16 protein-coding genes are annotated in these 26,626 nt (G+C 42.2%); 13 read left to right on the plus strand and 3 right to left on the minus strand.

From position 1 onward, the window contains the following. Positions 1-128 precede the first annotated feature (128 nt). The 3 genes from AN944_RS05305 to AN944_RS05315 form a co-directional block, all read right to left on the minus strand. On the minus strand, positions 129-1,172 hold the full coding sequence (locus AN944_RS05305; protein WP_055023555.1) for an MJ1255/VC2487 family glycosyltransferase: 1,044 nt from the start codon (positions 1,170-1,172) through the stop codon (positions 129-131). A 68-nt stretch (positions 1,173-1,240) separates the two neighbouring features. Next, on the minus strand, positions 1,241-1,750 hold the full coding sequence (locus tag AN944_RS05310; protein ID WP_055023556.1) for a phosphatase PAP2 family protein: 510 nt from the start codon (positions 1,748-1,750) through the stop codon (positions 1,241-1,243). 310 nt (positions 1,751-2,060) lie between these two features. Then, positions 2,061-2,318, minus strand: coding sequence for a YgjV family protein (locus AN944_RS05315; RefSeq protein WP_055023557.1), 258 nt, complete (start codon positions 2,316-2,318; stop codon positions 2,061-2,063). A gap of 382 nt (positions 2,319-2,700) precedes the next feature. Between AN944_RS05315 and rraA the strand changes: the two genes are divergently transcribed. The 13 genes from rraA (at position 2,701) to AN944_RS05380 (ending at position 26,600) form a co-directional block, all read left to right on the plus strand. Further along, complete coding sequence (gene rraA / locus AN944_RS05320) at positions 2,701-3,186, plus strand: ribonuclease E activity regulator RraA (protein ID WP_055023558.1); 486 nt, start codon at positions 2,701-2,703, stop codon at positions 3,184-3,186. A 258-nt stretch (positions 3,187-3,444) separates the two neighbouring features. Further along, complete coding sequence (locus AN944_RS05325) at positions 3,445-4,482, plus strand: formimidoylglutamase (RefSeq protein ID WP_055023559.1); 1,038 nt, start codon at positions 3,445-3,447, stop codon at positions 4,480-4,482. A 363-nt stretch (positions 4,483-4,845) separates the two neighbouring features. Beyond that, entirely contained in the window at positions 4,846-5,601 is a 756-nt protein-coding gene (ubiE, locus tag AN944_RS05330) for a bifunctional demethylmenaquinone methyltransferase/2-methoxy-6-polyprenyl-1,4-benzoquinol methylase UbiE (RefSeq protein ID WP_055023560.1), read from the plus strand. After that, positions 5,601-6,221 (plus strand): SCP2 domain-containing protein, encoded by a 621-nt coding sequence (locus AN944_RS05335; protein ID WP_055023561.1) that lies wholly within the window; start codon positions 5,601-5,603, stop codon positions 6,219-6,221. Before ubiE ends, AN944_RS05335 begins: the two co-directional genes overlap by 1 nt. Then, positions 6,218-7,867 (plus strand): ubiquinone biosynthesis regulatory protein kinase UbiB, encoded by a 1,650-nt coding sequence (gene ubiB / locus AN944_RS05340; protein WP_055023562.1) that lies wholly within the window; start codon positions 6,218-6,220, stop codon positions 7,865-7,867. The genes AN944_RS05335 and ubiB overlap by 4 nt, the downstream gene beginning before the upstream one ends. A gap of 101 nt (positions 7,868-7,968) precedes the next feature. Beyond that, positions 7,969-8,208 carry a Sec-independent protein translocase subunit TatA gene (tatA, locus tag AN944_RS05345; RefSeq protein WP_055023563.1) on the plus strand — a complete coding sequence of 80 codons (240 nt, stop codon included), beginning with the start codon at positions 7,969-7,971 and terminating at the stop codon, positions 8,206-8,208. A gap of 6 nt (positions 8,209-8,214) precedes the next feature. Further along, the gene (tatB, locus tag AN944_RS05350; RefSeq protein WP_055023564.1) at positions 8,215-8,613 is read left to right on the plus strand and encodes a Sec-independent protein translocase protein TatB; all 399 of its coding nucleotides are present in this window, start codon (positions 8,215-8,217) and stop codon (positions 8,611-8,613) included. A 10-nt stretch (positions 8,614-8,623) separates the two neighbouring features. Then, positions 8,624-9,382 carry a twin-arginine translocase subunit TatC gene (gene tatC / locus AN944_RS05355; RefSeq protein WP_055023565.1) on the plus strand — a complete coding sequence of 253 codons (759 nt, stop codon included), beginning with the start codon at positions 8,624-8,626 and terminating at the stop codon, positions 9,380-9,382. Between the two features lie 55 nt (positions 9,383-9,437). Further along, complete coding sequence (locus AN944_RS05360; protein ID WP_055023566.1) at positions 9,438-10,022, plus strand: hypothetical protein; 585 nt, start codon at positions 9,438-9,440, stop codon at positions 10,020-10,022. A 2-nt stretch (positions 10,023-10,024) separates the two neighbouring features. Next, positions 10,025-10,822: a TatD family hydrolase gene (locus tag AN944_RS05365; protein ID WP_055023567.1), complete on the plus strand. Its 798-nt coding sequence runs from the start codon at positions 10,025-10,027 to the stop codon at positions 10,820-10,822. After that, positions 10,822-12,792, plus strand: a complete 1,971-nt coding sequence (locus AN944_RS05370; RefSeq protein ID WP_225442112.1) for a diguanylate cyclase — start codon at positions 10,822-10,824, stop codon at positions 12,790-12,792. Before AN944_RS05365 ends, AN944_RS05370 begins: the two co-directional genes overlap by 1 nt. Positions 12,793-12,818: 26 nt before the next feature. Continuing rightward, positions 12,819-13,829, plus strand: a complete 1,011-nt coding sequence (gene hemB / locus AN944_RS05375) for a porphobilinogen synthase (RefSeq protein ID WP_055023568.1) — start codon at positions 12,819-12,821, stop codon at positions 13,827-13,829. A 207-nt stretch (positions 13,830-14,036) separates the two neighbouring features. Continuing rightward, a complete protein-coding gene (locus tag AN944_RS05380) occupies positions 14,037-26,600 on the plus strand; it encodes a hypothetical protein (RefSeq protein WP_055023569.1) in 12,564 nt (4,187 codons plus the stop codon). Positions 26,601-26,626 lie beyond the last annotated feature (26 nt).

The raw sequence follows: 26,626 nt of genomic DNA on the forward strand, positions 1-26,626 counted from the left end.
ATTGCCAATTGTATGGGTGCTAGTCATTACCGTTAGCGCTGAGCATTTACACATAAAATTAGCGCTTAAGAATAGTTTAAACCATTAGCTTTCCATTGCCCGCTCACAAGGCATACTCAGTTATACCTTCATTTACGCCAGTTATCTGGTAATTCCACCTGCGACCATAAATCGTTGCACAACATTTGATGTTGATGCCAGTCGCCTTGCTTTAACCATTTCACTAAAGCATCACCGACCTGTGGGTACTGAATAGGCTTTGGCGATGCAGACTTTAGCCAACGTTTTAATATACTGCCATCTAAAGTGTCCATGCTTTGTGCAGCAGCAAGTAATTCTAATGCGGCCACATTAGATGACTGCTCAAATTGACCTAATAACGGTTTTACCAACAGCTTTTTGCCAAGTGTCATGGCTTCACTGGCCAGTTCAAACCCAGCATTGCCAATCACGCCGCCACATTGTGACATATGGGCTTTAAAACCCGTGCGATTGAAACCGAACCAATTAATATGGTCTGCCAAAGCTATATTCGGCTCAGCAGCGTGATAGACAAAGAATTGATATTGATTAAAAGGCGCCAAGAACCGAGCAATCTCATCTGGGCTTTCAAAAGGCAAATACACCAAAATCTGATGATGGTGATCACCGCAGTTTGGCTCGACTTCAACAAAAGGTGGAATAATTGGAAAACCAAAGTGATGCCAGTGGCAACCTAGCTTAATATCTGTTGGAGCGAAGTTATTCAGTAAACGTTCGTCAAGCCAACTCATCCCTTGTTTAGGCACAGGATACTGCAATGCAGCTTGATGGCTGATGCTTATTGATGTAACTCCCTGTTTTTTTGCTGCCCAAGCCGTCACAGGCTCAAAATCATTTATCACTAAATCATAATCAGATAAGTCCATGTGCTGCACTTCTGAGAAGATGGACGTAGAAAGATTGCGTCTAATGGTTTTTGGCAGATTAACTCGCCCACCTTCTGTCATAAATGACATACCTTTTCGCAGCTGAAAGTCACCAAAACAATCCATATCAAAATATTGATGTTCTTCTCGGCCACTGAATAAAAAATCGACCTCTATATCCGTTTTACTCAGTGACTTCGCCATCACACGTGCACGGCTAATATGGCCATTTCCTGTACCTTGAACACCGTATAAGATTTTCATAAACGCCCTTGATTACCTGCCACTAATTTCTACATCCCACAAAATAAAAAGAGTTAAATACCCTGTGGTTAAATAAATTGCTCTGCCATGCTCACCGCTCCGAGCCCTAATGCTATTCCAGCTAAGATATCTAATGGGTAATGCACGCCAAGTGCGATTCTCGATAAGCCAATTGCCATAGCCCAAGTAAATGCCATCACAGCCAGTAATGGGAAAACATGCATCACGACTGATGCCATAATGAAGGCCGCCGCCGTATGCCCAGAAGGCAGGCTAAACTTATCTGATGGTTGAAAATCAGATTCAAACCCTGCAAATGCGGCGCAGGGACGATTGCGACGAATAAAATTTTTGAGTAATAAATAAAGAGGCAGCTCAATAATATAGCTGACTAACATAAGGTTGAAAAAGTGGCTTCCTTGAGGATGTAGAAACAACAATCCAACGGCCAAATACACATAAATATGGCCATCACCCGTTGCAGAGACCTGCTTAGCAAACTGATTAAGCTTATGCTCACGACAAAAGGTTAATATATGACAAAATAACAACTTATCTAAGTTTGCTATATTCACCATCTCGCTAGTCCTTTGGGTTATTTATTATTCAACCATGATTAGGACTGTAAATATGACCAATGACGCTGACATGACATTCTGTCGAAAGTTTTGTGACAATGACGAATCTGATACTAATATCAAGTGTCCGCAATAACAGTCATAAGAGGAAGTGATATCAGAGCACAAACAGGCAAGCTTGCATCAGCCATAAAGCATTGGAACTGACATAAAGATAAAAACGAGAGAGGATATATTAAGCGAGGTTGGTAAATAGTAAATTTCAGTGATGGATTAAGGTGCCCAATAAAGGCACCTCGCTTGACCATTTTTACGCAGACGCTTCAGATAAGCTTTCTGACTTATTGGTACGATAGATTTTGATCAAGTGGAAAATATTGATCCCCGCAACGAAGGCATTCATACCTGCTACTGGCCATGCTTCAATTTGCACACCGTAAATAACGAATAATGTACAACCCACAAAGTTTAACCAACGTAGCCAGATAATATCTTTCATCATTAATGAAATAGCCACCATAACTGATGCGCCATAACCTATGATTTCAACAACGTTTAACCCTTCCATAAGAACCTCTCATTAAGGCCCTCTGCCATCCATAAGCGTTACGGGGGGTCCGTGCCCCTAAAGCAAATAAAACAAACTGCATTTAATTAAGCGCTGATATTAACAAAAATTCATACAAGGTTGTAATAAAAAACCGTAATAAGATGACTAAGATCAATATAAACATCCTAATCCAGCACTAATGTAAGTTAGTTTCCTACAACCTAGCCTCAGGTGCGATGTTGTGGGATTTCTCAACATCAGTTTATAAATCAACTTGTTGGTTTATCGTCATCTGGTGATGAATATCGCTTTTAATTTCACAAAAAGCTCATATAATTCATTTAAGATTGCTTAACTACTAGCGAGAAGTAACAAATCGCTACCCCCAAGGAGTGTCACTATGGAATACAACACCTCAGAACTGTGTGATATGTATTTAGATGTTGTTGATGTCGTAGAACCTATGTTCAGTAATTACGGCGGTACGAGCTCTTTTGGTGGTTCTATTAGCACCATTAAATGCTTCGAAGATAACGGCCTTATCGCAGATGCACTGCAAGCAGATGGTGAAGGAAAAGTATTATTAGTTGATGGCGGCGGTTCGATGCGTCGTGCACTAATCGATGCTTCTATTGCCGAGATTGCTGTTGCCAACAAGTGGGAAGGCATCATTGTTTATGGTTCTGTCCGAGATGTCGACACACTTGAAGAAATGGACATTGGCATTCAAGCACTCGCTTCAATCCCAATTGGCGCTGATGGTAATGGTGTCGGTGAAGTTGAAATCCCAGTTAACTTTGGCGGTGTAACCTTCTTACCTTGCGATCATATTTATGCTGATAATACTGGCATTATTTTATCGCCAGAAGCTTTAGACATCGACTAATCAACTTTCACCTTGTGAAGGTTAATTGATAACTACTGTCATATCATGAGCAGTCAAAATTAAAGCCAGCTTTGCTGGCTTTTTTATTTACTGTAATAGAACATTGTTTAAGCTAAATCTGCTTTACTCATTCATCACTGTCATGAACAATAGTGACCCAAGACATCATAATAAATGCGCTAAAAAACCTTGTAGCGCAACAATAACGAACCCAACCTCGATAACAATAATACTTAACACGAGATAGAGTAGGTTTTTATGCTACAGATAATGACGCACGAAGCAATTAAGCAGTTTGTCTCCCCCCGTGATGGAGAGACAAAATTAGGACAAACAGTGCACGTGCTTGCACCATCCTTAACTAACAGTGCGGCGCAACAAGAAGCTTTACACCAGTTTAAATCCCAAGGCGGACAGTTCGTTATTCTTGGGATCAGCGAAGATGCAGGCCCTAGAGCAAACCTTGGTCGAGGTGGAGCAAATACGGCTTTTGAAGCAACGATGTCGCAATGGTTGAACTTGCAATCAAACCGATACCTTCATGGAAAAGAATGCCTTATTTTAGGCAACCTCCTACCTCACCATCTCGATGACAATGCCACTCAAGCCGACTTATCAAAAGCAACAGCTGAATTAGATGAGCAAGTTATCAACATCGTCAGTCAAATATTTGCAGCACAATTAACGCCCATAGTGATAGGCGGCGGTCATAACAATGCTTATGGCCTTTTAATGGCTGTAAAAGGTCAATTTAATCAAGCTGCTGCGGCGGTAAACCTCGATCCACATAGCGATTTTCGACCACGAGAAGGCCGACACAGTGGCAATGGATTTAGCTACGCAGCTGCCAATGGTGCATTAAGTTACTACCATGTACTTGGATTACATGAACTTAAAAATAGCGAAGCGACACTAGAACAACTCAGTTTATTTGGTGGTCAGTGGCATACTTTCCAGCAAATTTGGGTCAGACGAGAAATCAGCTTAACTGAGGCATTAACCCAGATAAGTAAGAATATTAATCAAACCCAATCACCAGTGGCGTTAGAGCTTGATGTCGATGCTATCGCTAAAATGCCGAGTAGTGCCTCTACTTTTGCAGGTATACCACTACTTGATGCCTGCCACTACGTCAGTTATATGGCTAAACATACTCAAACTGCATACTTACATATTGCTGAAGCTGCACCGTTATGTCATGAAGCGGGCGAGTCTGCTGGCAATAGAGATGTGGGTCAAAGTGTGAGTGAATTGATTTATGCTTATATTCAAGCCAAGCAACCGCAACACTATTAAAAACACAGAAACAACTTTAAATCAGGGTGTTACCGACATTCAATTTAAGACTAGGCGGTCATACAGGCAAAATGATAACGCCTACAAAGTATCAAGCACTGCGTAAAGTTGAACCCAGTGTTTAATTAAGGCGTATGATATTGACAGTTATGCTGTATTTGCGCCATTTGAGACTATTCAATATCGAGTCGTTTTGTGGTCTAATGCAGAGCAATTTTTTGCAAAGCTGCAAAACGATTCTGGTTTGCCACTTTCCACGCTGTTTCTAGTAAACTTGATCACACTCTCGCTGATTAAAGTTTCTGCAAAGCAAGCAATGGCATACACTCGCAGTTAATTATCGCACATTATAGGAATACACAAATGTCTGAGGGCGACCCAAAGAACACGCATTTTGGTTATAAAACCGTTGAATCAGAAAAGAAAGCTGACTTAGTTGCTGACGTATTTCACTCGGTTGCGGCTAAATACGACATTATGAATGACGTGATGTCTTTTGGTGTTCATCGTTTCTGGAAACGTCACACCATTGCGACAGCGGGTGCACGTCCAGGTATGAAAGTGTTGGACTTAGCAGGTGGAACCGGTGACTTAACCGCAAAGTTTTCACACCTCGTTGGTGATCGTGGCCAAGTGATCTTAGCTGATATCAACGACTCTATGTTGAAAGTTGGCCGCACTAAACTGCGTGACAAAGGCATTGTAGGTAATGTTGACTACGTTCAAGCTAATGCCGAAGCATTGCCATTTCCTGATAACTACTTCGACATCATTACCATTGCATTTGGCCTACGTAACGTCACCGACAAAGATGCCGCTTTACGCTCAATGCGCCGTGTATTAAAACCGGGTGGAAAGTTATTAGTGCTTGAGTTCTCTAAACCTCAGCATGAAGTCATGCGTAAAGTGTATGATATGTATAGCTTTAAAGTATTACCTAAGATGGGTGCATTAATTACACAAGATGCTGACAGCTACGAATACCTTGCTGAATCAATTCGTATGCATCCAGATCAAGACACATTAAAACAAATGATGGTTGATGCTGGTTTTGAACAAGTCGATTACACCAATATGACTGATGGTGTCGTTGCACTTCATCGTGGTTACAAGTTCTAATGCAACCGAATCATTTTTCACTCTTTGCTTGTGCAGGATTAGAAACGGCCATTGCGCAGTTACAAGCGCAAGACAAGGGTGAATATGCACGGCTTAAACAATTACACGGTAAAGTGTTTCGTATTCAACTAACCCAAGTTGAATGGCCACTTTACTTTGTTTTTGCCAAACAGATTCAAGTGCTCAACGCCTACGAAGGCGAAGTGGATGTCAGTATTTCAGCCGATGTCACGACCTTATATAAAGTCACTGACGGTGACAGCCTGACTGAGCTCATTAAAGAAGACAAATTGACACTAGATGGTGATATAAACTTATTACAAAGTTTTAGTCATTACTTGCGTCATATTGAGTTAGATTTTGCGGAGCCATTATCAAAATATATCGGTGATGCACCCACTCATTTGTTGATTTCAGGGGCTCAGCAACTTGCAAGCACTGCTAAAGACATATTCTACAAATCGCGTTCCCATGTCGGTCAATTAACCACCGAAGAATACCGTCTTGCCCCCCATCAAATAGAATTCATTCATTTTCGTGATAATCTGGAAGAATTAGCAGATAACACCAATGCAATTGCGGACAGAATTGCATCACTAAGAGAAAAGATTACCCCATGACAATTGCCAGTATCAGACGTGGTTATCAAGTCATCAAAACTGTATTGCATTACGGCCTAGATGAGATTATTGCTAATAAGAAAACCCCCTGGTACTTCAGTTTGCTTCGCAATTGCTTCTTCTGGCTTCGCAATCAACACAAAGATAAACCCGCAGCAGAACGCTTAAAACTGGCGATGCAAGAACTAGGACCTGTCTACATTAAGTTGGGCCAAATGTTGTCCACTCGTCGTGACTTGTTGAATGACGAGTGGGCAAATGAGTTATCAATGTTGCAAGACAGAGTCCCTCCTTTTGATTCAGCACTCGCTAGACAGGCTATTGAAGCTGAATTAAAAGCACCAATCGAAAGCTTATTCGATAACTTTGATGAAACCCCGCTCGCATCAGCCTCAATTTCACAAGTACATACTGCAAATTTAAAAGAAAATGGCGCCGAAGTGGTACTGAAAGTCCTTCGTCCCAATGTCGAAGCACAGGTGCAAGCAGATTTACAATTAATGTGTCAGGCTGCAGATCTACTTGAAAAGCTGTTAGGAGAAGGCAACCGCCTACGCCCTGCTGAAGTAATTGATGATTACCGCACCACAATACTAGGTGAGTTAAACCTGAATCTAGAAGCCCTTAATGCGGTTAAACTGCGCAATAACTTCTTAGATTCTGACGCCTTATATGTACCCTATGTCTATGAAGACTATTGCTACCCTCGTTTGATGGTCATGGAACGCGTTTATGGTATCCCTGTATCAGACGTTGAAGCACTGAAAGCCCAAGGCACAAACCTTAAATTACTAGCAGAGCGCGGTGTAGAGCTATTTTTCACCCAAGTATTCCGCGATAACTTTTTCCATGCTGACATGCACCCTGGCAATATCTTTATTAGCCGTGAGCACCCAGACAATCCATTTTATATCGGTATGGATTGCGGCATCATGGGCACATTAAGCGATGTCGATAAACGATACTTAGCTGAAAACTTTCTTGCTTTCTTTAACCGAGACTACCAACGAATTGCACAGCTTTATATTGAATCAGGCTGGGTATCTGAAAACACAGACGTACTGGCATTTGAGCAAGCCGTTAAAGTGGTGTGTGAGCCGATGTTCAATAAACCATTAGATGAAATATCATTCGGTCACGTGTTACTAGAGCTGTTCCGCACAGCCCGCCAATTCGACATTGTGGTGCAACCACAACTGGTTTTACTCGAAAAAACATTACTTTACATTGAGGGGTTAGGCCGTCAGCTTTATCCTCAACTTGACTTGTGGTCGACAGCAAAACCATTTTTAGAGCAATGGATGTCTGAACAAGTCGGGCCTAAAGCGATTTTTGACAAAGTGAAAATGAAAAGTCCTTACTGGGCAGAAAAGTTACCTGAATTCCCAGAACTGATTTATGACAACCTAAAAGTGGGCCGAAAACTGCTGGGGACTCAGCAGCAAATGCTTGATAAATATTTAAAATTTCAGCACAAGGCCCATAAAAGCAATTACTTATTAATAACATCTGCTGTATTGTTGATCTGTGGCACACTATTATTAAATCAAGACGCTACACTATGGCCTTCTTATATTTGTATCACATCAGGTATAGTGCTTTGGCTCACAGGATGGAGATCCAGACCAAAGAATCGTAAATTTTAACTAGCACTTATTCATTAGAGGTTCATAATACTCGATGTAATAAAGGTTATAATTTTGACTTTATTCAAAATCACGTTTTTATTCTTATAGAGGAAATGTTCATGGGCGGCATCAGTATTTGGCAGCTTCTTATCATTGCGTTAATTGTTGTTTTGTTATTCGGAACTAAAAAGTTACGTTCTTTAGGTGGTGATTTAGGTGGCGCTGTTAAAGGCTTCAAAAATGCTATGAATCCTGAAGACGAAGAGAAAAAGTCTTTAGAAGATAAAGAAAGCACAGCGAAAACTTCTCAACAGGCAACTGAACAAAAGTCCGAGTCAAAGGACAAAGAACAGGCGTAATTCATTATGTTTGACGGTATTGGCTTTATGGAGCTACTGCTGATTGGTATTTTGGGGCTAGTGGTATTGGGCCCCGAAAGACTCCCGACTGCAGTACGTTCAATATCTGGGTGGATTCGCTCATTAAAGCGAATGGCAAACTCTGTTAAAGACGAATTAGAGCAAGAGCTTAAAATCGAAGAGCTACATGCTGATCTGAAAAAAGCTGAAAGCAAAGGTTTGTCTAACTTATCTCCTGAATTACAAGAGTCTATTGATCAGCTAAAAGATGCTGCGCAATCGGTTAATCGTCCTTATCAAGTAGAGGACATTAATAAAGATGCTGCAACAGCAAAACCAGCTGAAAGCGCCACTACAACAAGTGAGCAAGCAGCAGACTCGACCAGTTCAAATACCAAAAGCTAGCGGGTAATCAATGTCACAACAGCTACCTCTCATTAGTCATTTGCTTGAATTGCGTAATAAGTTACTCAGAGCTATCGGCAGTGTTTTGCTGGTATTTATCTGTTTAGTTTATTGGGCAAATGATATTTATCATTATATGGCGATCCCATTAATGCAATCACTGCCTGAAACAAGCAGCATGATTGCAACAGATGTAGCTGCGCCATTTTTCGCCCCATTTAAATTAACCTTAGTGTTGTCATTTTTTGTGGCAATTCCCTATGTGTTATATCAGGCGTGGTCTTTTGTCGCACCGGGGTTATACAAGCACGAAAAGCGCCTTATTACACCACTGTTATTCAGTAGTACACTGTTGTTCTATCTTGGAATTGCATTTGCGTACTACATTGTCTTTCCAGTTGTGTTTGGCTTTTTTACCAGTGTGGCACCAGAAGGCGTTACCGTTGCAACGGATATCAGTAGCTACTTAAGCTTTATTCTGAAGCTATTTTTTGCCTTTGGATTAGCCTTTGAAATTCCCGTTGCTGTAGTATTAATGTGTTGGGCTGGCGTAACCACTCCCGAAGAATTAAAGCAAAAACGACCATACATTGTCGTAGGCGCATTCGTCGTGGGTATGATGCTCACTCCACCGGATATTATTTCTCAAACAATGTTAGCTGTTCCTATGTTAATATTATTTGAAGGCGGCCTCATAGCAGCTAAGCTATACACGCCAAAAGAAGATACAGATAACGAAGAGTCTAAGAGTGAAAGCACTGACAGCTAAGTAATGCATTTAATACTCATGGACTAGTAAAACAATAATAAAGAAGGATTCTGTTATGCGTTTAACCTTGGTTGCCACTTTTGCTTTGGCTATCACTTCTCAAGCTCATGCCTCAGTGGAAGAGCAATTGGCAACATGTGCCAATCATACCGATAAACTGGACCGTCTAATGTGTTACGACGCATTAGCGGCCTCAGTTTCTACAGCAACATCTACACTTTCAACATCCCAGACTGCTAAAGCAGTCACTGCGCCTGCAGCAGTTGCAGTGACGTCAACACAAACAAACACAGCACCTGTTACGCCAACAGCGCCAGTTGAAGCGAGTGCTAACACCGCTGAGCAAGAGTTTGGTTTGAAGAATGTCGCTGAAAAAGATGAACAGGAATTTGGCTTAAAACAAGTCGCTGATGACGAAGAAGATGTTCGTCTTTATGCCGAAGTGTCATCCATAAAGAAAGATCCTTATGGTTCATTAATTGTGACATTAGCCAATGAGCAAACTTGGAAACAAGTAGGAACTGAGCGCTATAAGCTCAAATCTGGCCAAACCATCTTTATCAAAAAAGGCGCGCTAGGTTCATTTTTACTTGGTAGTGATGGCCGCAATTCAACCATGCGAGTTAAACGTCTCAAGTAATTATGTCTCAACATATCGATATTGCGGTTAACCTACTCAGTAGTCGGTTAGTAGCAGATATAGACACTATTATTCACAATGCAGCGGAGAAAAATGTATCTCCGCTGATTGTTATTGGCAGTGACCTATCTGAAAGTACTGATGCCATCACCCTTTGCCAGCAATACCCAATGCAGTTGTTGTCTACGGCAGGAGTACATCCACACCAAGCCAGTACTTGGAATGAGTTCAGTAAAGCTGAGCTACAATCCCTAGTGGACTCTGAGCATGTCGTTGCGATTGGTGAATGCGGTTTAGACTATAATCGTGACTTTTCTCCTCGAGACAAGCAACGAGAAGCATTCGATGCCCAACTGGCTTTAGCGGTAAAACTGCAAATGCCAGTATTAATGCATTGTCGTGATGCCCATGACGACTTTGTTGAAATAGTATCTCAATATAGGCAACAATTACCTGCAGCTGTACTGCACTGCTTTACCGGAACAAGAGATGAGCTACTTGCATGTATTGAACTCGATCTTCATATCGGCATTACGGGATGGGTGTGTGATGAAAGGCGTGGTGCTGAACTTGCCAGTATTGTCCCTCTGATTCCAGATAACCGGATTATGGTTGAAACCGATAGCCCCTATCTGTTGCCAAGAAGTATGCGACCTAAACCTAAATCGAGTAAAAACTTACCGCAATATTTACCTTATATTGTCGACTATATTGCCCAGCTTCGTGGGCAAACCTATGAACAATTTTCGGATCATTGTTACCGCAATAGCGTTAACTTTTTTAATCTAGGCAACAACTAATGCCTAGAGCACCGCTAACTCACTACAGTGCCATATTATTGTTCTCGCTTTTCAGCTTACTTTTTTGCGCAGCGAGCATGGCAATCGATCATGATTATGTACAAAGCCAAACTCAAGTATCAGCGATTAATAATCAAGATGTTTTTGACACAAACGATCATAAAAATACCCCTCTCAGATTAACAGAATCTTCCATCACCAAAATTGATCTCACTGATTGGCTCTACATCCATAACTCCAATAATATAACCGAGCTTGCTACCCTCACCTTACACAATAACAACAAGCAAAATTGGCATAAATTTACCGAAGCAGACATGCGCTCAATTGGAGCGAAAAATACTTGGGTTAGCTTCAGTATTTATAACCCTAACGATCAATTGTCACGCATTATCGCCTTAGATAACCCACTGTTAGATAGATTGAAGTTGTTTCATCTAGTGGATAATGATTTAAAGAATGTTGAACTGATGGGGGATAGCCTGCCTTTTGATCAACGTCCGCTGCAAAGTAATTTATTTCTATATCCATTCGACATGAAACCCGGCGAGCTGCATACCTTTTATTTTAAAATTAATAATCGTGGCACACTCAATATTCCCTTAGTGCTTTGGAGCAAGAATGATTTTAGCCATGCGATAGAAACCCAGAGCCTAGTGCATGGGCTTCAAATTGGTATTTTAATCGCAATTAGCTTATTCAGTTTATTTATTGCACTGGCTTCTGGCTCGTTCAGTTACAGCTATTACTGTGGTTATGTCATGAGCTTAACGATCATTGTCACGAGTATTTATGGTATTTCATTTCAGTATATTTGGCCTTCATTGCCTGGACTGCAGCAATTAATCATTCCGATGATGATCCCTATCGCATTGGCTTTTGCATTGATGTTTACTGAAAAGGTTATGCAACTTAAATATCATAATAAACGCATGTTGCTAATGGGGCGCTACTTGGCAGTTTATTGTGTATTCCTAAGCTTAGTGATCTCATTTTTAAATTTTGAAGTGACCATATACCTCCTGGGTGTATCAATCATTTTAATTAGTTTTACCTTAATTGTATTTTCAATAATACAAGTTCTAAAAGGCACTAAAAACGCCCGCTTCCATGCCATAGGCCGTATTGGTTTATTTGCTGGTTCTTTAATATCAGCATTAATCTATTTAGGTCATATTAGCTGGCAAATCTTGCCGCAAACTCCAATTATGGTTGGGCTGACCTTTGAGGTCATTATCATGTCAGCAGTATTGGCTATGCGCTATAACGATGAGCGCAAAGCAAAATTACAAATGCAGAAAAAAGCGCTTGAACAAGCGGTAAGGTTACAACAAAACCGAGATGAAGCACTACGAGCTGAAGCGCAAGCGAACGAGCGCTTAGAACAAATGGTGGCACAGCGAACCTTAGAACTTGAAGTGACCTTACGTGAGTTAAATGAAGCTAACCAAAAACTCACTCAGCAGAATACCATTGACAGTTTAACGGGTGTGAAAAACCGTAGTGCTTTTGATAAGCGTCTTGCCGCTGAGGGTCGTATCAGTCGTCGTCAACAAACACCATTGGCGATATTAATGATTGATATCGATAAGTTTAAAGACATTAACGATCAACATGGCCATCTTGCTGGCGATCACTCAATAAAAGTGATTGCGACTACAATTTCAGATTTTTTAAAACGTCCAACCGATCTGGTGTCACGTTTTGGTGGTGAAGAGTTTGCTATTATATTACCGAATACTGATAGTGAAGGAGCCATGCAGTTAGCAGAGCAAGTTCGCTTAGCAATATCCAAGTTATCCATTGATTGGGAGAATAACCCTATTCCCCTTTTTGTAAGTATTGGAGTCAGTGCTTCGGTAATTGAAACTGATGAACACCCAACTCTGCTACTTGAACAAGCCGATAAAGCGCTTTACCAAGCTAAGCGCAATGGACGAAACCAAGTAAGCCTATTTTCGTCCGAATAAGAGCAAATTAATATCAGGAGTCGAATGTGAATATTATTACTAGTGCGTTTCCACAGCGCAGAATGCGCCGCATGCGTAAACATGATTTCAGCCGCCGTTTAATGTCAGAAAACAAATTGTCGGTGAATGATCTTATCTACCCAATGTTTATTCTTGAAGGTAACAATCGCACTGAACAAGTGGCTTCTATGCCAGGTGTTGAACGTTATTCAATCGATTTATTGCTTAAAGAAGCGGCTGAACTCGTTGAATTAGGTATTCCGCTTATTGCCTTATTCCCTGTGACTCCGGCAGAAAAGAAATCATTAATGGCTGAAGAAGCTTATAACCCTGATGGGCTGGTTCAGCGTGCTGTGCGTGAACTAAAGCAAGCTTTCCCTGAGTTGGGCGTGATGACTGATGTGGCTTTAGATCCATTCACCACTCATGGGCAAGATGGCATTATTGATGATGAAGGTTATATTCTTAACGACATCACCACTGAAATCTTAGTTAAACAAGCCCTATCTCATGCAGAAGCAGGTGCTGATATTGTTGCGCCTTCTGACATGATGGATGGCCGTATTGGCGCTATCCGTGAAGCACTGGAAGCTGCGGGTCATGTGAATACCCAAATTATGGCTTACTCAGCCAAGTACTCTTCTAGCTATTATGGCCCATTCCGTGATGCAGTAGGCTCAGCAGGCAACCTTAAAGGTGGCAACAAGCACAGCTATCAAATGGATCCAGCCAATAGTGATGAAGCACTTCACGAAGTCGCATTAGATATTCAAGAAGGTGCTGACATGGTGATGGTTAAACCTGGTATGCCGTATCTGGATATTGTTCGCCGCGTTAAAACAGAACTTGCAGTACCAACATTTGCCTATCAGGTCAGCGGCGAATACGCGATGCACATGGCAGCAATTCAAAACGGTTGGTTAGCAGAAAAAGCCATCGTAATGGAATCATTACTTTGCTTTAAGCGTGCTGGCGCTGATGGTATTTTGACCTACTTTGCTAAATCTGCCGCTCAGTGGCTTAAAGAAGACAAATAAAAATTATTGATTGTTTTAAAAAAGAGGCCAATTGGCCTCTTTTTTTGTATCTTTATGAATCAAAACAGGTGAATATTTCATCATCGCTTTAAAATTTAAAAAACAAGGTTTATGCTTTAAATTGCGCTTAATTTGTTGGTGATCCTCGTCATAAGCGGTAAACGTATTTGATTACTGACAACAATGGATTGAAATTAAGGAATGCAAATGATTGTTGATGGTGTAGATGTGTTGTACTACGTTAAAATTGGCTCAAGCATTTTCGCTGTAGCGAACGATGGTCAATGGCATGCGGTTACGCTAGATAACGTCAGCAATGAATTAACCGTTCATGACGTCAATGCTGAAAGTATTTTTATTAATGCAGACAGCGTCCCTTATATTGTTGTCGACCAACAAAGCGTTTTGCTGCCTAATTCATTACTGATTAATTCAGCCAAAGACGAAGGGCTGCAAAATAGCCCGGCTCAAGATAGTTCGACTGAACCCGTTTCTATCAGTTCAAATACTTCTGGCGAGAACAGTAATAATGTCAGTAATAGCGGGCTTAACTACTTCTACCAAATCATTCAAACTCGATATAATGCGCTCATTGCCCAATCTGGTTACGACACTCAAGGCGATGAACAATTCAATTCTACTGACTCAATCAATTCCCTTGTTGGCAGCCAAGATACTTTTTTAACGTTAACTTTATCTGTCAATATTGAAGATGCAAACGACGGCTATTTAAACCAGTTTGAAGTCCCTACGGTCGATATCAATGGACAAGCACTCGATGCTCGAAATGGGCAAGTACTCCAGCTCACGCTAACGGATATCCAGGGTCAGCAAATTGTATTGTCAGTATTGGTGATGAATGAGTCATGGCAAGTGAATGGGCTTGATATATCAACCCTAGCTGAAGGACTGATTACCGCAGAAATCAGTGCACCAACCTATCAAGGGGAAGCTGCACCAGCAACGGATCAAACCATTAAAGATACCCTCGCCAGCATTACCATTGAAATTGAAGACAATGATAATGTTATCAATGCTGCAGAAATTATATCTGTCACCATCAAAGGTAACGTCACTAACGTCGAAGATGGTCAGACAGTGCTTGTGACGTTAACTGATGCCAGCGGTCATTCTCGCACAATGTCAACTACGGTAATGAGTGGTGCTTGGCAGCTTGATGCTCAAGACCTTTCCGACTTTGATCAAGGTTCACTCACAGCAACCGCTGAAGTTATTGATATAGCGGGTAACCCTATTGCTGCCACTACAGCAGATCCTATTGATATCCTTGCGAATATTGATATTAGCGTTGATACAGGCAATGACGAATTTGTTAATCGGTTCGAGATGAAAAAGCTCGATTTCTCAGGTCGTGTGGTTGATGTCGAAGATGGCCAGACTGTCACCATCACAATTACCGATATCAATGGCCAAGTATTAACCTTTACCACCCAAGTTATTAATGGCGCATGGCAAATAGATAACGCAGATATTGAAGCTTTAGTTGATGGAGAGTTGCGATTTGATGTCGATACAACAGACTTAGCAGGCAATCCAGCCAGTGCTTCAACTACTGTGATTAAAGATACCATCGCCAATGTCACCATTAATGTCATTGACTCAGACAACCTATTAAACCAGCAAGAAATTGATGACCTCAATACTATTTTTGGTATTGCCAATAATATTGAAGATGGGCAAAAAATCTTCATCACTATCACTGATAGTTTAGGGCAAGTATTCACCCTGTCATCAGAAATCACTCATGGTATCTGGAGTTTATCAGGCTTAGATGCTTCAGATTTAGCAGACGGGGTATTGCACCTTTATGCCGTGGCAATTGATGCAGAAGGTAACCCTGCATTTGGTAGTAATACCATTATCAAAGATACCCAAGCAGGGATCACCGTTGACATTATCGATAATGATGGCGTTATCAATGCAGCAGAACAAACACAAGTCGGCATACAAGGTAGTGTATCTAAAGTTGAAGATGGCCAAATCGTCACAGTAAGAGTAAGTGATGCTCACGGCAATGCATTAACACTCACGACCACTGTCATTAATGGCCAATGGTCATTGCCTGCCCAAGATTTAAGTCATTTTGATGATGGCACTCTAATCGTTATCGCTGAAGTCAGTGATATCGCTGGCAACCTTGCTACGACGACGACATCGATGCCAGTCGATACCACCGCAGAGATTAGTATCGATTTTCTGGATAATGATGGTGTTATCAATTCAACAGAAATCACTAACGTATATTTTCATGGTAGCGTAGCGAATGTAGAAGATGGTCAAACTGTTATCATCAATTTAACCGATGATTTAGGTAACACACGAACGATAACAACCTCTGTGATTAACGGACTTTGGGCCCTACCTTCACAAGATCTGTCAGCCTTTGATCAAAACTCGTTAGTGGCAACCGCCACCGTCACAGATATTGCAGGAAATACTGCAAGCTCATCATTACCACTCCCGATTGATACCCTAGCAAGTATTAGTGTTGAAATTATTGATAATGATGGCGTGATTAATGCCGCTGAAATGACTCAAGTGGTGATTCAAGGGACTGTGACGAATGTTGAAGATGGCCAAACGGTCACCGTACTGCTCTTTGATAATCAAGGTAATACACTAACGTTAACCGCGATAGTCTCAAACGGAGAATGGCAACTCGCTGCGCAAGATTTATCAAGTTTTGATGATGGGTCACTGTTCGTAACTGCGCAGGTAAGCGATCTTGCAGGTAACCCTGCAACGGCAGCAACGCAGTTACCTGTCGATATTCTTGCTGACATTAATATCGACGTCGACACTGGCCGTGATGACATTATTAATCGTTTTGAAATGCTACGGTTAGATTTTTCAGGGCAAGTTAATGATGTCGAAGACGGCCAAAGCGTGACGATTATCGTCACTGACTCTTTGGGTACATCGTTAACTTTTACCACCACTATCACAGCGGGAAATTGGCAAATTGATAATGCCGATATCTCTTCACTCGTTGATGGCGATATCCAGTTTGCCGTTAGCACCGTTGATATCGCAGGTAACCCAGCCTCAACCTCTACGATTGTCACCAAAGACTCCCTTGCTGCTGTCACCATAGAAGCTGTCGACGATGACAATACGCTCAATGCGACTGAAGTCTCCACAACGACTTTACGAGGTGAAGCACTTAATATTGAAGATGGTCAGAACGTACTTATATGGGTCACCGATATTAATGGCTTACGCCTTATTTTCAATACGACAGTTGTTGATGGCCAATGGCAGTTAGATAATCTAGATTTATCTTCACTAGCAGAAGGTGAACTCAGCCTAAGAGCCTTATCCATTGACGTTGAAGGCAATCCAAGTATTGGCAACAATACCGTAGCCAAAGATACCCTTGCCGAAATCACTGTTGAAATCATTGATAGCGATGGCGTGATTAATGCCGCCGAAATGACTCAAGTGGTGATTCAAGGGACGGTTACCCATATCGAAGATGGTCAAACCGTAACGATAAATCTCACTGATAACCAAGGGCATAGCCTCACGTTAACAGCTCAAGTCAATGGTGGGATCTGGCAATTACCAGCCCAAGACCTATCAGATTTTGATGATGGCTCTTTAGAGGTCACAGCAACCGTAAACGATATTGCAGGTAATCCTGCTACTTCCACTGCTCAGTTACCTGTCGATATTCTTGCCGATATCACGGTTGAAATCCTTGATAATGATGGTGTCATTAACGCCACTGAAATGACACAAGTGGTTATTCAGGGCACGGTAACCGATGTTGAAGACAACCAAACCGTCACCGTTGTCATTACCGATAATCAAGGCCATAGTCTAACGTTAACCACACAAGTCATTGCTGGAGTTTGGCAACTTGCTGCTCAAGACTTATCAGGTTTTGATGATGGCTCTTTAGAAGTCACAGCAAGTGTTAACGATGATGCTGGCAACCCTACCACTGCGACAACTCAGTTACCCGTTGATACCACGGCTATCATCACAATTAACATCATAGATAACGACGATATCATTAACCAAACTGAGCTTTTGGCCGTCGTTGTTAGCGGAACCGTCACTAATATTGAAGCAGGACAAGATGTGACTGTCACGCTGACGGATGCGAATAATACTTCCACCAGCATCATCACCACGGTCAATAGTGACGGTACGTGGACCATTTCAGCGCAAGATCTAGCCGCATTAGGTTTTGTTGACGGTATTTTAACAGCATCAGCAACGGCAACCGATGTCGCGGGAAATACCGCCAGCGCAACGGATCAACTTCTTATAGATACTCAAGTAACCATTGATATCGATACTGACGCAGATGGGTTTGACGTCGGGTTATTTACCTATGGTCGAGAATCATCTTTATCTGGTACCACAACAGGTGCAGAAGAAGGCCAAACAGTCACTCTAACGCTAACTGATGGAGTCACCACCAAAACATTTACTACTGATGTTAAGGCCGATGGCACTTGGGAGTTTGATGAAACCTTAGATGTAGATGGATTAGATCAACGTGTAAGTTGGCAGATGAGTGTCAGTGTGACCGACCTTGCAGGGAATACCGCTACAGATGAAATGCCGTATTTAGATATTCCTGATGATGGTTATTTATATGAGTTAGTGTTAAACATTAACAATCAAACAAGTGCCCAGTTTAGTTTTGATATTCTTAATGCCGACCTGACATTATCAACTGACCAATCCTTCCTTTTACAAAACCAATCTAATGGCCAAGACTTGTCGATTGTGATCGCGCCAAACGGCCTGTCTTTCCAAGTTTTTAGGGATGGAGATAACGAACTCGTCCTTGAAGCGACGCTTATCGGAACCGAACTCGACGTTACCCTTTATCAAACGCTGGATAACCCTGCTACAGGTAATTTATCCACATTAATTCGAGTTGAGGGGCTGCAAACGGATACAGATGGCACAACTGAGCAAATCATCACTTACGCCATACTGCATGTAAAAGATACCCCTGAATTAGCCATTGACGATCACTTCACAGCCATTGAAGATACCGCTATGACGGGCTCGATAACTGGTAACGATTATACTATCGAAGGCCCACTGGTCGTCGAAACCGTCACATTTAATGGCATCGATTACCCCGTATTAGAAGGCTCTCCAGCTGTTATTGATACAGGTAAAGGTGAATTAACGGTTTTATACAATGGCTTTTGGCGATTTGAGGCAAGTGACAATCTAGATAACACCGTAGAACAATCCATAAGTTTTGACTACACAGTTACGGACTTTGACGGCAGTATTGCATCTGCAACCAGTACCATTATCATCGCTGACGGTGCAATTGGTAACATGAGTGATGCCAGCTTTTCGACTGCAGAAGCGATTATCAACTCCCCTAATACAGACTCACGCTCTTTTACCATTTCCGCAGGTTCAGACTCCATCGTCGCCAGTTCTGTGGTGTTTAGTAGTTTATCATTAATCCCATTAACCGCATTAGGACTAACATCTAATGGCGACAGTCTCAGTTATATCCTCAGTCCAGATGCTAAAACCATCACTGCATCTGCAAATGGAGTCACTGTATTTACCTTATCTCTTTCTGCTGTCAGTAATGGCGATGATGTCGATGTGACAGCGGTAATGACATTAACTAGGCCATTAGATCATTACAGTGCTGAATCACTGGAATTAGCCACATTAATCGATGCCAATGATATTGATGGCAGTCATATCGATTTAGGTAACCTTAAATGGAACATACAAGATGGCAATGATGCAGCTATCAATAATATTGAAACCTTGATTTTTGATGAAACAAATCTCATAGGAACACCTATTGCCCAAACAGGTCAGTTTGATATTCAAGTCGGTGCCGATGCTATCGACACATTAGGGTTTGATATTGACCAGCTTCCTGAGCTCACCGTTGGCGGTGAAGTAATTCAATTTGACTTATCCGCTGATGGATTAACGCTGACCGCACATACTGGCGATCCTTCTCAACCAATATTTACCATTGCGATCGACAATGGCTGGAATACTGAATCTGACACTTTATCTCATGGCTATACAACAACGCTCCATCAACCTTTTGATCAAATTGATACTGACGACATCAACTTTGGCTTATTCATAACTGATAATGATGGCGATACAACACAAGCCACGATGACGTTGACAGTAAAAGATGATGAAGCAGGTGAAATTACAGGTATCACAGTGCAAATTAGCGAGCTGCCTAGCGTTACTCCAGGCGTTGATAACCGTGCTAGTGGCTTTATTAATATCAGTGCTAAAGGCGACCCCATCGTCGATATCAAATTTGCCATTACCGATGGCGACGTGGTTGTAGATGCAGACAATAATGATGTGACTCAAAATGGGTCACTCGTGTATTGGGTGATATCTAATGACGGGGCAACAGCAGAAGGACAAACAGCTGACGGAACTGTTGTGTTCAGAATGAGCCTGCCAACAGACATCCATATCGATGCCGAGTCCACAGCTCAAATTGATTTTGAAATGCGTATGTTAGGCCCAATTGATAACATCGCAGGCTCGGGGGTTGAAAGCAAAATCAACGTCGATGTTGTCGCAACCGACAGCGACAACACAGATATAAACGCCATTATTTCTATCGATATTTACGATGGTGAATCTCCAAGTCTGCCTTCTTCGCTCATCTTAACAATCGACGAAGGTGAGCTAGTCGACAACAACAGCGTCCTTAGCAGTGCGGTATTAAATATCGATAATGGCAGTGATGATATCAGTAGTATTGAAATTGATCCCAGCTTTACTTTTGGGGCTTATACCAGTAGTGGGCAGTCAATATTACTCAGTAATTTTGCTGATGGTAACGGCTGGTATACCGCCATTAGAGCCGGAGACAGTAGTGAAGTATTTAGAGTGCGATTTAACGCCAATGGTAAAGTTGAATTTGAGCAATTTGAGGCCATAGATCATCCTGATGGCGATGGTGAAAATACCTTAACTATCAGCTTTGACGTTATCGCAACCGATGCCGATAGCGATACCTCAAACAGTCAAACGATACATATCAATGTTCAAGATGATGTCCCCATTCAGCATGACTCATCACTCACCTTTACCGAAGAAAACAATGCTGACCACAGTGTTAATTTGTTTAATCAAAAACAACAAGGCGCTGATGGAGCACAAGTCAGTAAATTTATATACAAAGGCACAGAATATTCAGCAGGCGATTCCGTTGAACTCTTTACCGATACCGGAGTTAAGTACGGAACGTTAGTGATTACCGCCAACGGTAAAGCCACAGTAACCAGTATGATTTTTGAATATGATGAACTGTTTTATAGTGAAGTGGTTCAGGTATATGTCACCGATACTGATGGTGATACCGTCATTGATAACCTCACCATCACGGCTAACGATAAAGCAGGCTCTATCAAGGTGCTCAACCCCAATTATACCGAAGATACACCAGGGGCTTTATCTATCGTCGCCTTGCCTGGTGATATTGATGAAGGGGAAATCATTCAAAGCATTGTCATCAACAAAGCATCTTTAGCAGGTGGCACACTCACATTAGATGGCCAACCTGTCAGCCTAGATGCCGATGGGAACTATATCTTGAGTGGTGGAGATCTGTTGATCAGTAACCTTGGTATAGCGATCCCTAGTGGTGACTTAGTGTTCCATCCTCCTGAAGACGCCTCGGATGCAACTTTAACCATCAACGCTGAAATCACAGTCAATATTAATAACAAGCCGTCAATCTCGACTGAAGTTCCGTTGACTATCGCCTCTGTTGCCGATACACCTGAATGGGAAAACACCAGCCAGTTTACCTATGATGTCAATGAAGATGATGGTGCTTTCAATATAAGCCTGTCAGCCAGTACTAAGGATGTGGTTGGTATTGATGCTCAGGGCTCTGAGGTCATGACCTATGTCATTTTCAATATTGCACTAGGTATTCAGCTCACCAGTACAAACAGTGAAGGCGTGCAATTCTCTATCGCCAATGGCCAAGAAATCAGTGCAGATGAATTAGCATTATTACAAGCTACAGTCGGTGAAAATTTAGCGGGCCAATATAGCTTTGATGTCAGAGCCATCTCGACTGAGCCTGATAATGGCGATACTGCGCAAAGCCCCAATGAAACAATCACCATCAATGTCACCCCAATTGCTGACGCCCCCACATTGGTGACTCGTGATATCAATGGTCAAGAAGATCAGCCTATCGCTTTAAACACAATTTTATTTGGCGAATTAACCGATACATCTGGCTCTGAAAGCCTCCACTTTGAATTAACCTTACCAGATGGGTGGCAGATTGATGCCCCAAGCGCTATCCATTTAGGCAACAATGTGTGGACTGTCTCGGTAGACGATCTTTTTGCCAGTCCAGAAGCCATGCTAGTGCCTTTAGCAGACGCAAGCTCTGCAAATCTTGGCGACTTTACTATTTCGGTTCGCAGCTATGCGACAGAAACTTCCCAGGATGGTATCGATCCAGTAGACAGTATTATCAATCCCAACCCCAATTACAGTGCCCCACAAACCATAACGATAGCTCTCACCGGTGTCGCCAATGATGCGCCTACCATCACCTCAGATCCCACAGTCTGGGAAATTACCAATGATGGTAATATCAATTCAGTGGCGGCGTTCAATGAGGACACTGATATTCCACTATCATTTACGGTAATTAGCTCAGATGATGATGGCTCAGAAAGTTTAAGCTTACGCATTGTGGGCTTGCCTGACGGTGCAAACTTTGTCGACAGCAATGGCCAGATTGTTAATTTACCCGTAGTCGGTTTTGACGATTCAGCACCTATTTATAGCGTTACAGCAGCAGAGTTATCTGCACTGTCAATCAGACCCGCTGAAGATTTTAGTGGTCAAATTAACTTACAACTATTTGTCGAAAGCACCGAATTAGATGGCGATAGTGCGCAATACGAACTCAATCTCAATATTGATATTGCCCCAGTAATTGATGAAACATCCGCAACATTAACTACCACCAGCAATGGCAAAGAAGATCAACCTATTGTACTGAGTTTAATACCGGCTTTATTAGCCGATACTGACGGTAGTGAAAGCATCACAGATATGACGATCTTTCCTTCTAGTGAGGGGATCATTTACTTATTCGATGGCGCCGAAATAACCGTGGGCAGTTCAGGCCTATTACTATCTGAACTTACCGATGAATTTAGCCCAACATTAATAGAGTTACTCAACTCGGGACGCTTAGCCGTACTGCCACCACAAGATGCTGACGGTACTTTCTCATTAGACGTTATTTATCAAATTACCGACACCTCTGATACAGGAGAAACGTCGGTTCAAGATATCGCGAGTCAGCTTTCTATTGAAGTCGATGCCGTTGTAGAAGGCATCACACGATTACAGGTGAACAACACCGTCCTTTATAGTCCAGATGGCCAACCAATTACCATTGGCGATGATATTGTGTTTTTTGATGGTGATATTGATGGCTCTGAAGTACTCGACTATATCGTTATTACAATGCCAAGTGCTGACGGCTGGTATGTCACCCATCCAAATGGCGCAATTAACGACGGTGATGGCCGATGGATAATTCCTAGCAATAATATGACCAGTGACTCAGTTCAAGAACAATCACTGGCGATTTTAGAAGGAATGACCATATCAAGTGACCACATCACACTCTTTCAAGCTATCCTTGTAGAAGCCAGAGTGCTAGATAGAGATGACCCAGAAGTTATTTCAGCCAATATTTTTGTCACCTTTGATCAACCCACTTCAACCTCAACAGCTTCAACTGTGACGGCACTGCAATCGACGACCGTAGAGGCTACCGAAGATAACGCCATCAGTTTTGCTGGCCACTTAAACCTATCCATCACGAGCGATAATAATGATGTGATTAACTTTAGAGTACTTGCTAGCGATCTCCCACAAGGGGGCTATTTCAGTGGCAGTGATGTCATTGCGCTTTATGATGCCAGCGGTGAAAACGTGATTGAATATGTCTTTACCACAGCATCATTAAGTAACCTCACACTGCACAATGTTGCCGACGACTTTGCCGGAGATATGGTCATCCCTATTCGCATTATTGCAACGGACTCACTCAGTGGTGATACCCTAGTTGATGATAGCCAGAGTCTGGATATTAATATCTCCCCTATCGCTGATGGCCTATCGCTAGATGTATTAGTTGATACTATGGATGAGGACGATCCGACACCACTTGGCTTATTCCTTACTTATGAGGATCTAGATCCAACTGCTGATAATGGTGGTGTTGAGAAAGTGGTGCTTGATAATCCCGCCCAATTATTCACCATTCAACTGCTCGATGGTGGTCAGCTAATTGATAACTCAGGATTATTCCAATTAAAGTCTGGCACCACAGATACATGGGAATTCACAGGTTCTACCAATGCTGCATTAAATTCAGCGCTGGCCTTATTACAATTTTCGCCTCCCGAGCATTTAAGTGGAGACTTTAGGTTACAGATATCAGGTGCAGTCAGTGACACCGCTGATATTGACTCAGCAGATGTCATCGATCCCACCAATTTCAGTGACACTATTACGATTCATGTAAACCCTGTAACCGACGCTGCTGACATTCCAGCAGGCCTAATCACTATCAACGGTTCAGAAGATACCGATATTTTGCTTAGTGGTATTAATAGCTCAGTTATCGGCTTAATTGATTTAGATGGTTCAGAGGTGCAATACATCACTCTTAATGGCGTGCCAGAAGGGGCGACTGTCTATTACCAAGATGCAGGTGGTGATTTACACATTCTGCCAAACAATGGCGCTGATGGCGGTCAACTCAATGGTACTCCGACAACCTATTGGACTGTCACACCCGATCAACTAGATAGCATAGTCGTTAAGCCTCCACACAACTTTAACGGTGATATGCCACTGTCTTTATCCATCATCACCCAAGAGTTAGGCACAGATGATTTTGTGACTACCTCAATGGACTTTATTGTTGGCGTCAGCCCTGTCGCAGATGGCGTACAAATCATTTCTGCTCCAGACGATTATACGGGTAATGAGGGCGATGACATCAAAGTAGAAATTGCCGCAGAACTACTTAATCTCGATGGGAGTGAATTCTTTGTTGTTGATTTTCTAATCACCTCCAGTGACGCCAGTGCCCTTGTCGACCTTGAAGGAGTAGAAATTGATGGGCAATTTGTCGCTTTAACCGCCAATGGTTCAGATGGATATATCGCCAGCTTAATTGTTGAAGCAGTCAGCTTAGCAGAAGTCAAAATATTACCTGGTGAACTTGCCTTTGGTACGCTCAATGTTGAAATGGCAATTTCCAGTATTGATACAGCGGAAGTCCTCGGCTCGGAAGAGCTCGACAGAAGCCAAAGTCAAACCGTGTCCTTTGATATTGAATTAACCCCAGAGGTCGATCCGCCTATTTGGACGCAATTTGCCGACTTCACGACCAATCAAACTGACAATATCGCTTTAAACTTGGGCTTAGAGCTGCAAAACCCTGCACCAAATGAAACCGCAACATTAACGATTCTTGGCCTATCGGATGGCATGACGCTTTCGAAAGGTGAAAAACAAGGCAACAAATGGATTGTTAATATTGAAGATGTCGCAGGGCTTACATTAAGCGGTGCGACAGACGGGGAAACAATTACCTTATCACTCGATCCGATTGCGACATTAGGTTCTGATGTGGCCGATGGTGAGCTTGAAACCATCACCATTACCGTTGATAGCAACGCCGTTGTGGCTAATGCATTTGCAGCGAATGCCGCCTATGCTTCAGCTTTCAATATGGCAATGGCGATGACGGTTACCCAGCCAGCGGAACTCGACGATCCGATAGTCCACCCATTTAATGATGAAGCAGCGCTAGAGATGATGCAGCTCGATATCATGCAAAAAATGCATGAAAGAGCACAATTTGAGCAAGTGCGGCATTATGAACATGGCTATCGAAACCTGACTCCAACTGCCGCAGCTGTATTTGCTGAAATCGAGTTAATGGAACAAACCGTCGCTCGTTATCAATATGAGCAGTCGCGTAACCCATTATCAAGCCAACCTATAGACGCAATTTTACCTATTGATGAACCAGTCATATCAGATGACATACCGATTCATCAAGATACAATGCCCCCTGTAGCGTCCAATGACTACAATAAATTTACCTTAGATTCTGAGCCCGACTTTGAACCAGGGTCTGAACCAAACTTTCAACCAGAATCTGAACTAGAGTTTCAACCAGAATCTGAACCAGAACCTGAACCATTGCTCAGCGGTAAACCTGAATACGGATATCAAGATCCGCAACCTATTACCGACGCTGAAGCTCAAACTGTAGAGCTTATTTTTAGTCATCTCGATAATAACTTAGCCCTATTCAATGAAATGAGCCCAGTAGCGCAAGAGTTGTTGGAACAAGCACTGCCCAATGAAGGTTTATCAACAATAACGATTGAGTCAACCAGCCAATTATCAATCGATATGCAGCAAACTTATTCATATGACAAGCTTATTCAGCAGCCAGGTTTTGATGAGATACAGCCAATTCCAGACGACACCCAAATGAATGCAACATCAGAGAATCAAACAGAGGCTGAAAACCTATTAGCGCTCACTGATGCGATAAAACAGTCCATAGCACATCAGCAAGATATCTCATTATTCGATGTGCAAACAGATGTCCATTTAAGCCAAACTGAATTGGATGAAATAAACCAATTAGCCGCCCATCAGGCCTTATTAAATCAAAGCTAGAATCAAAAACTAAAAATGCATAAGGA

Source organism: Shewanella sp. P1-14-1 (assembly GCF_001401775.1).
Lineage (GTDB): Bacteria > Pseudomonadota > Gammaproteobacteria > Enterobacterales > Shewanellaceae > Shewanella > Shewanella japonica.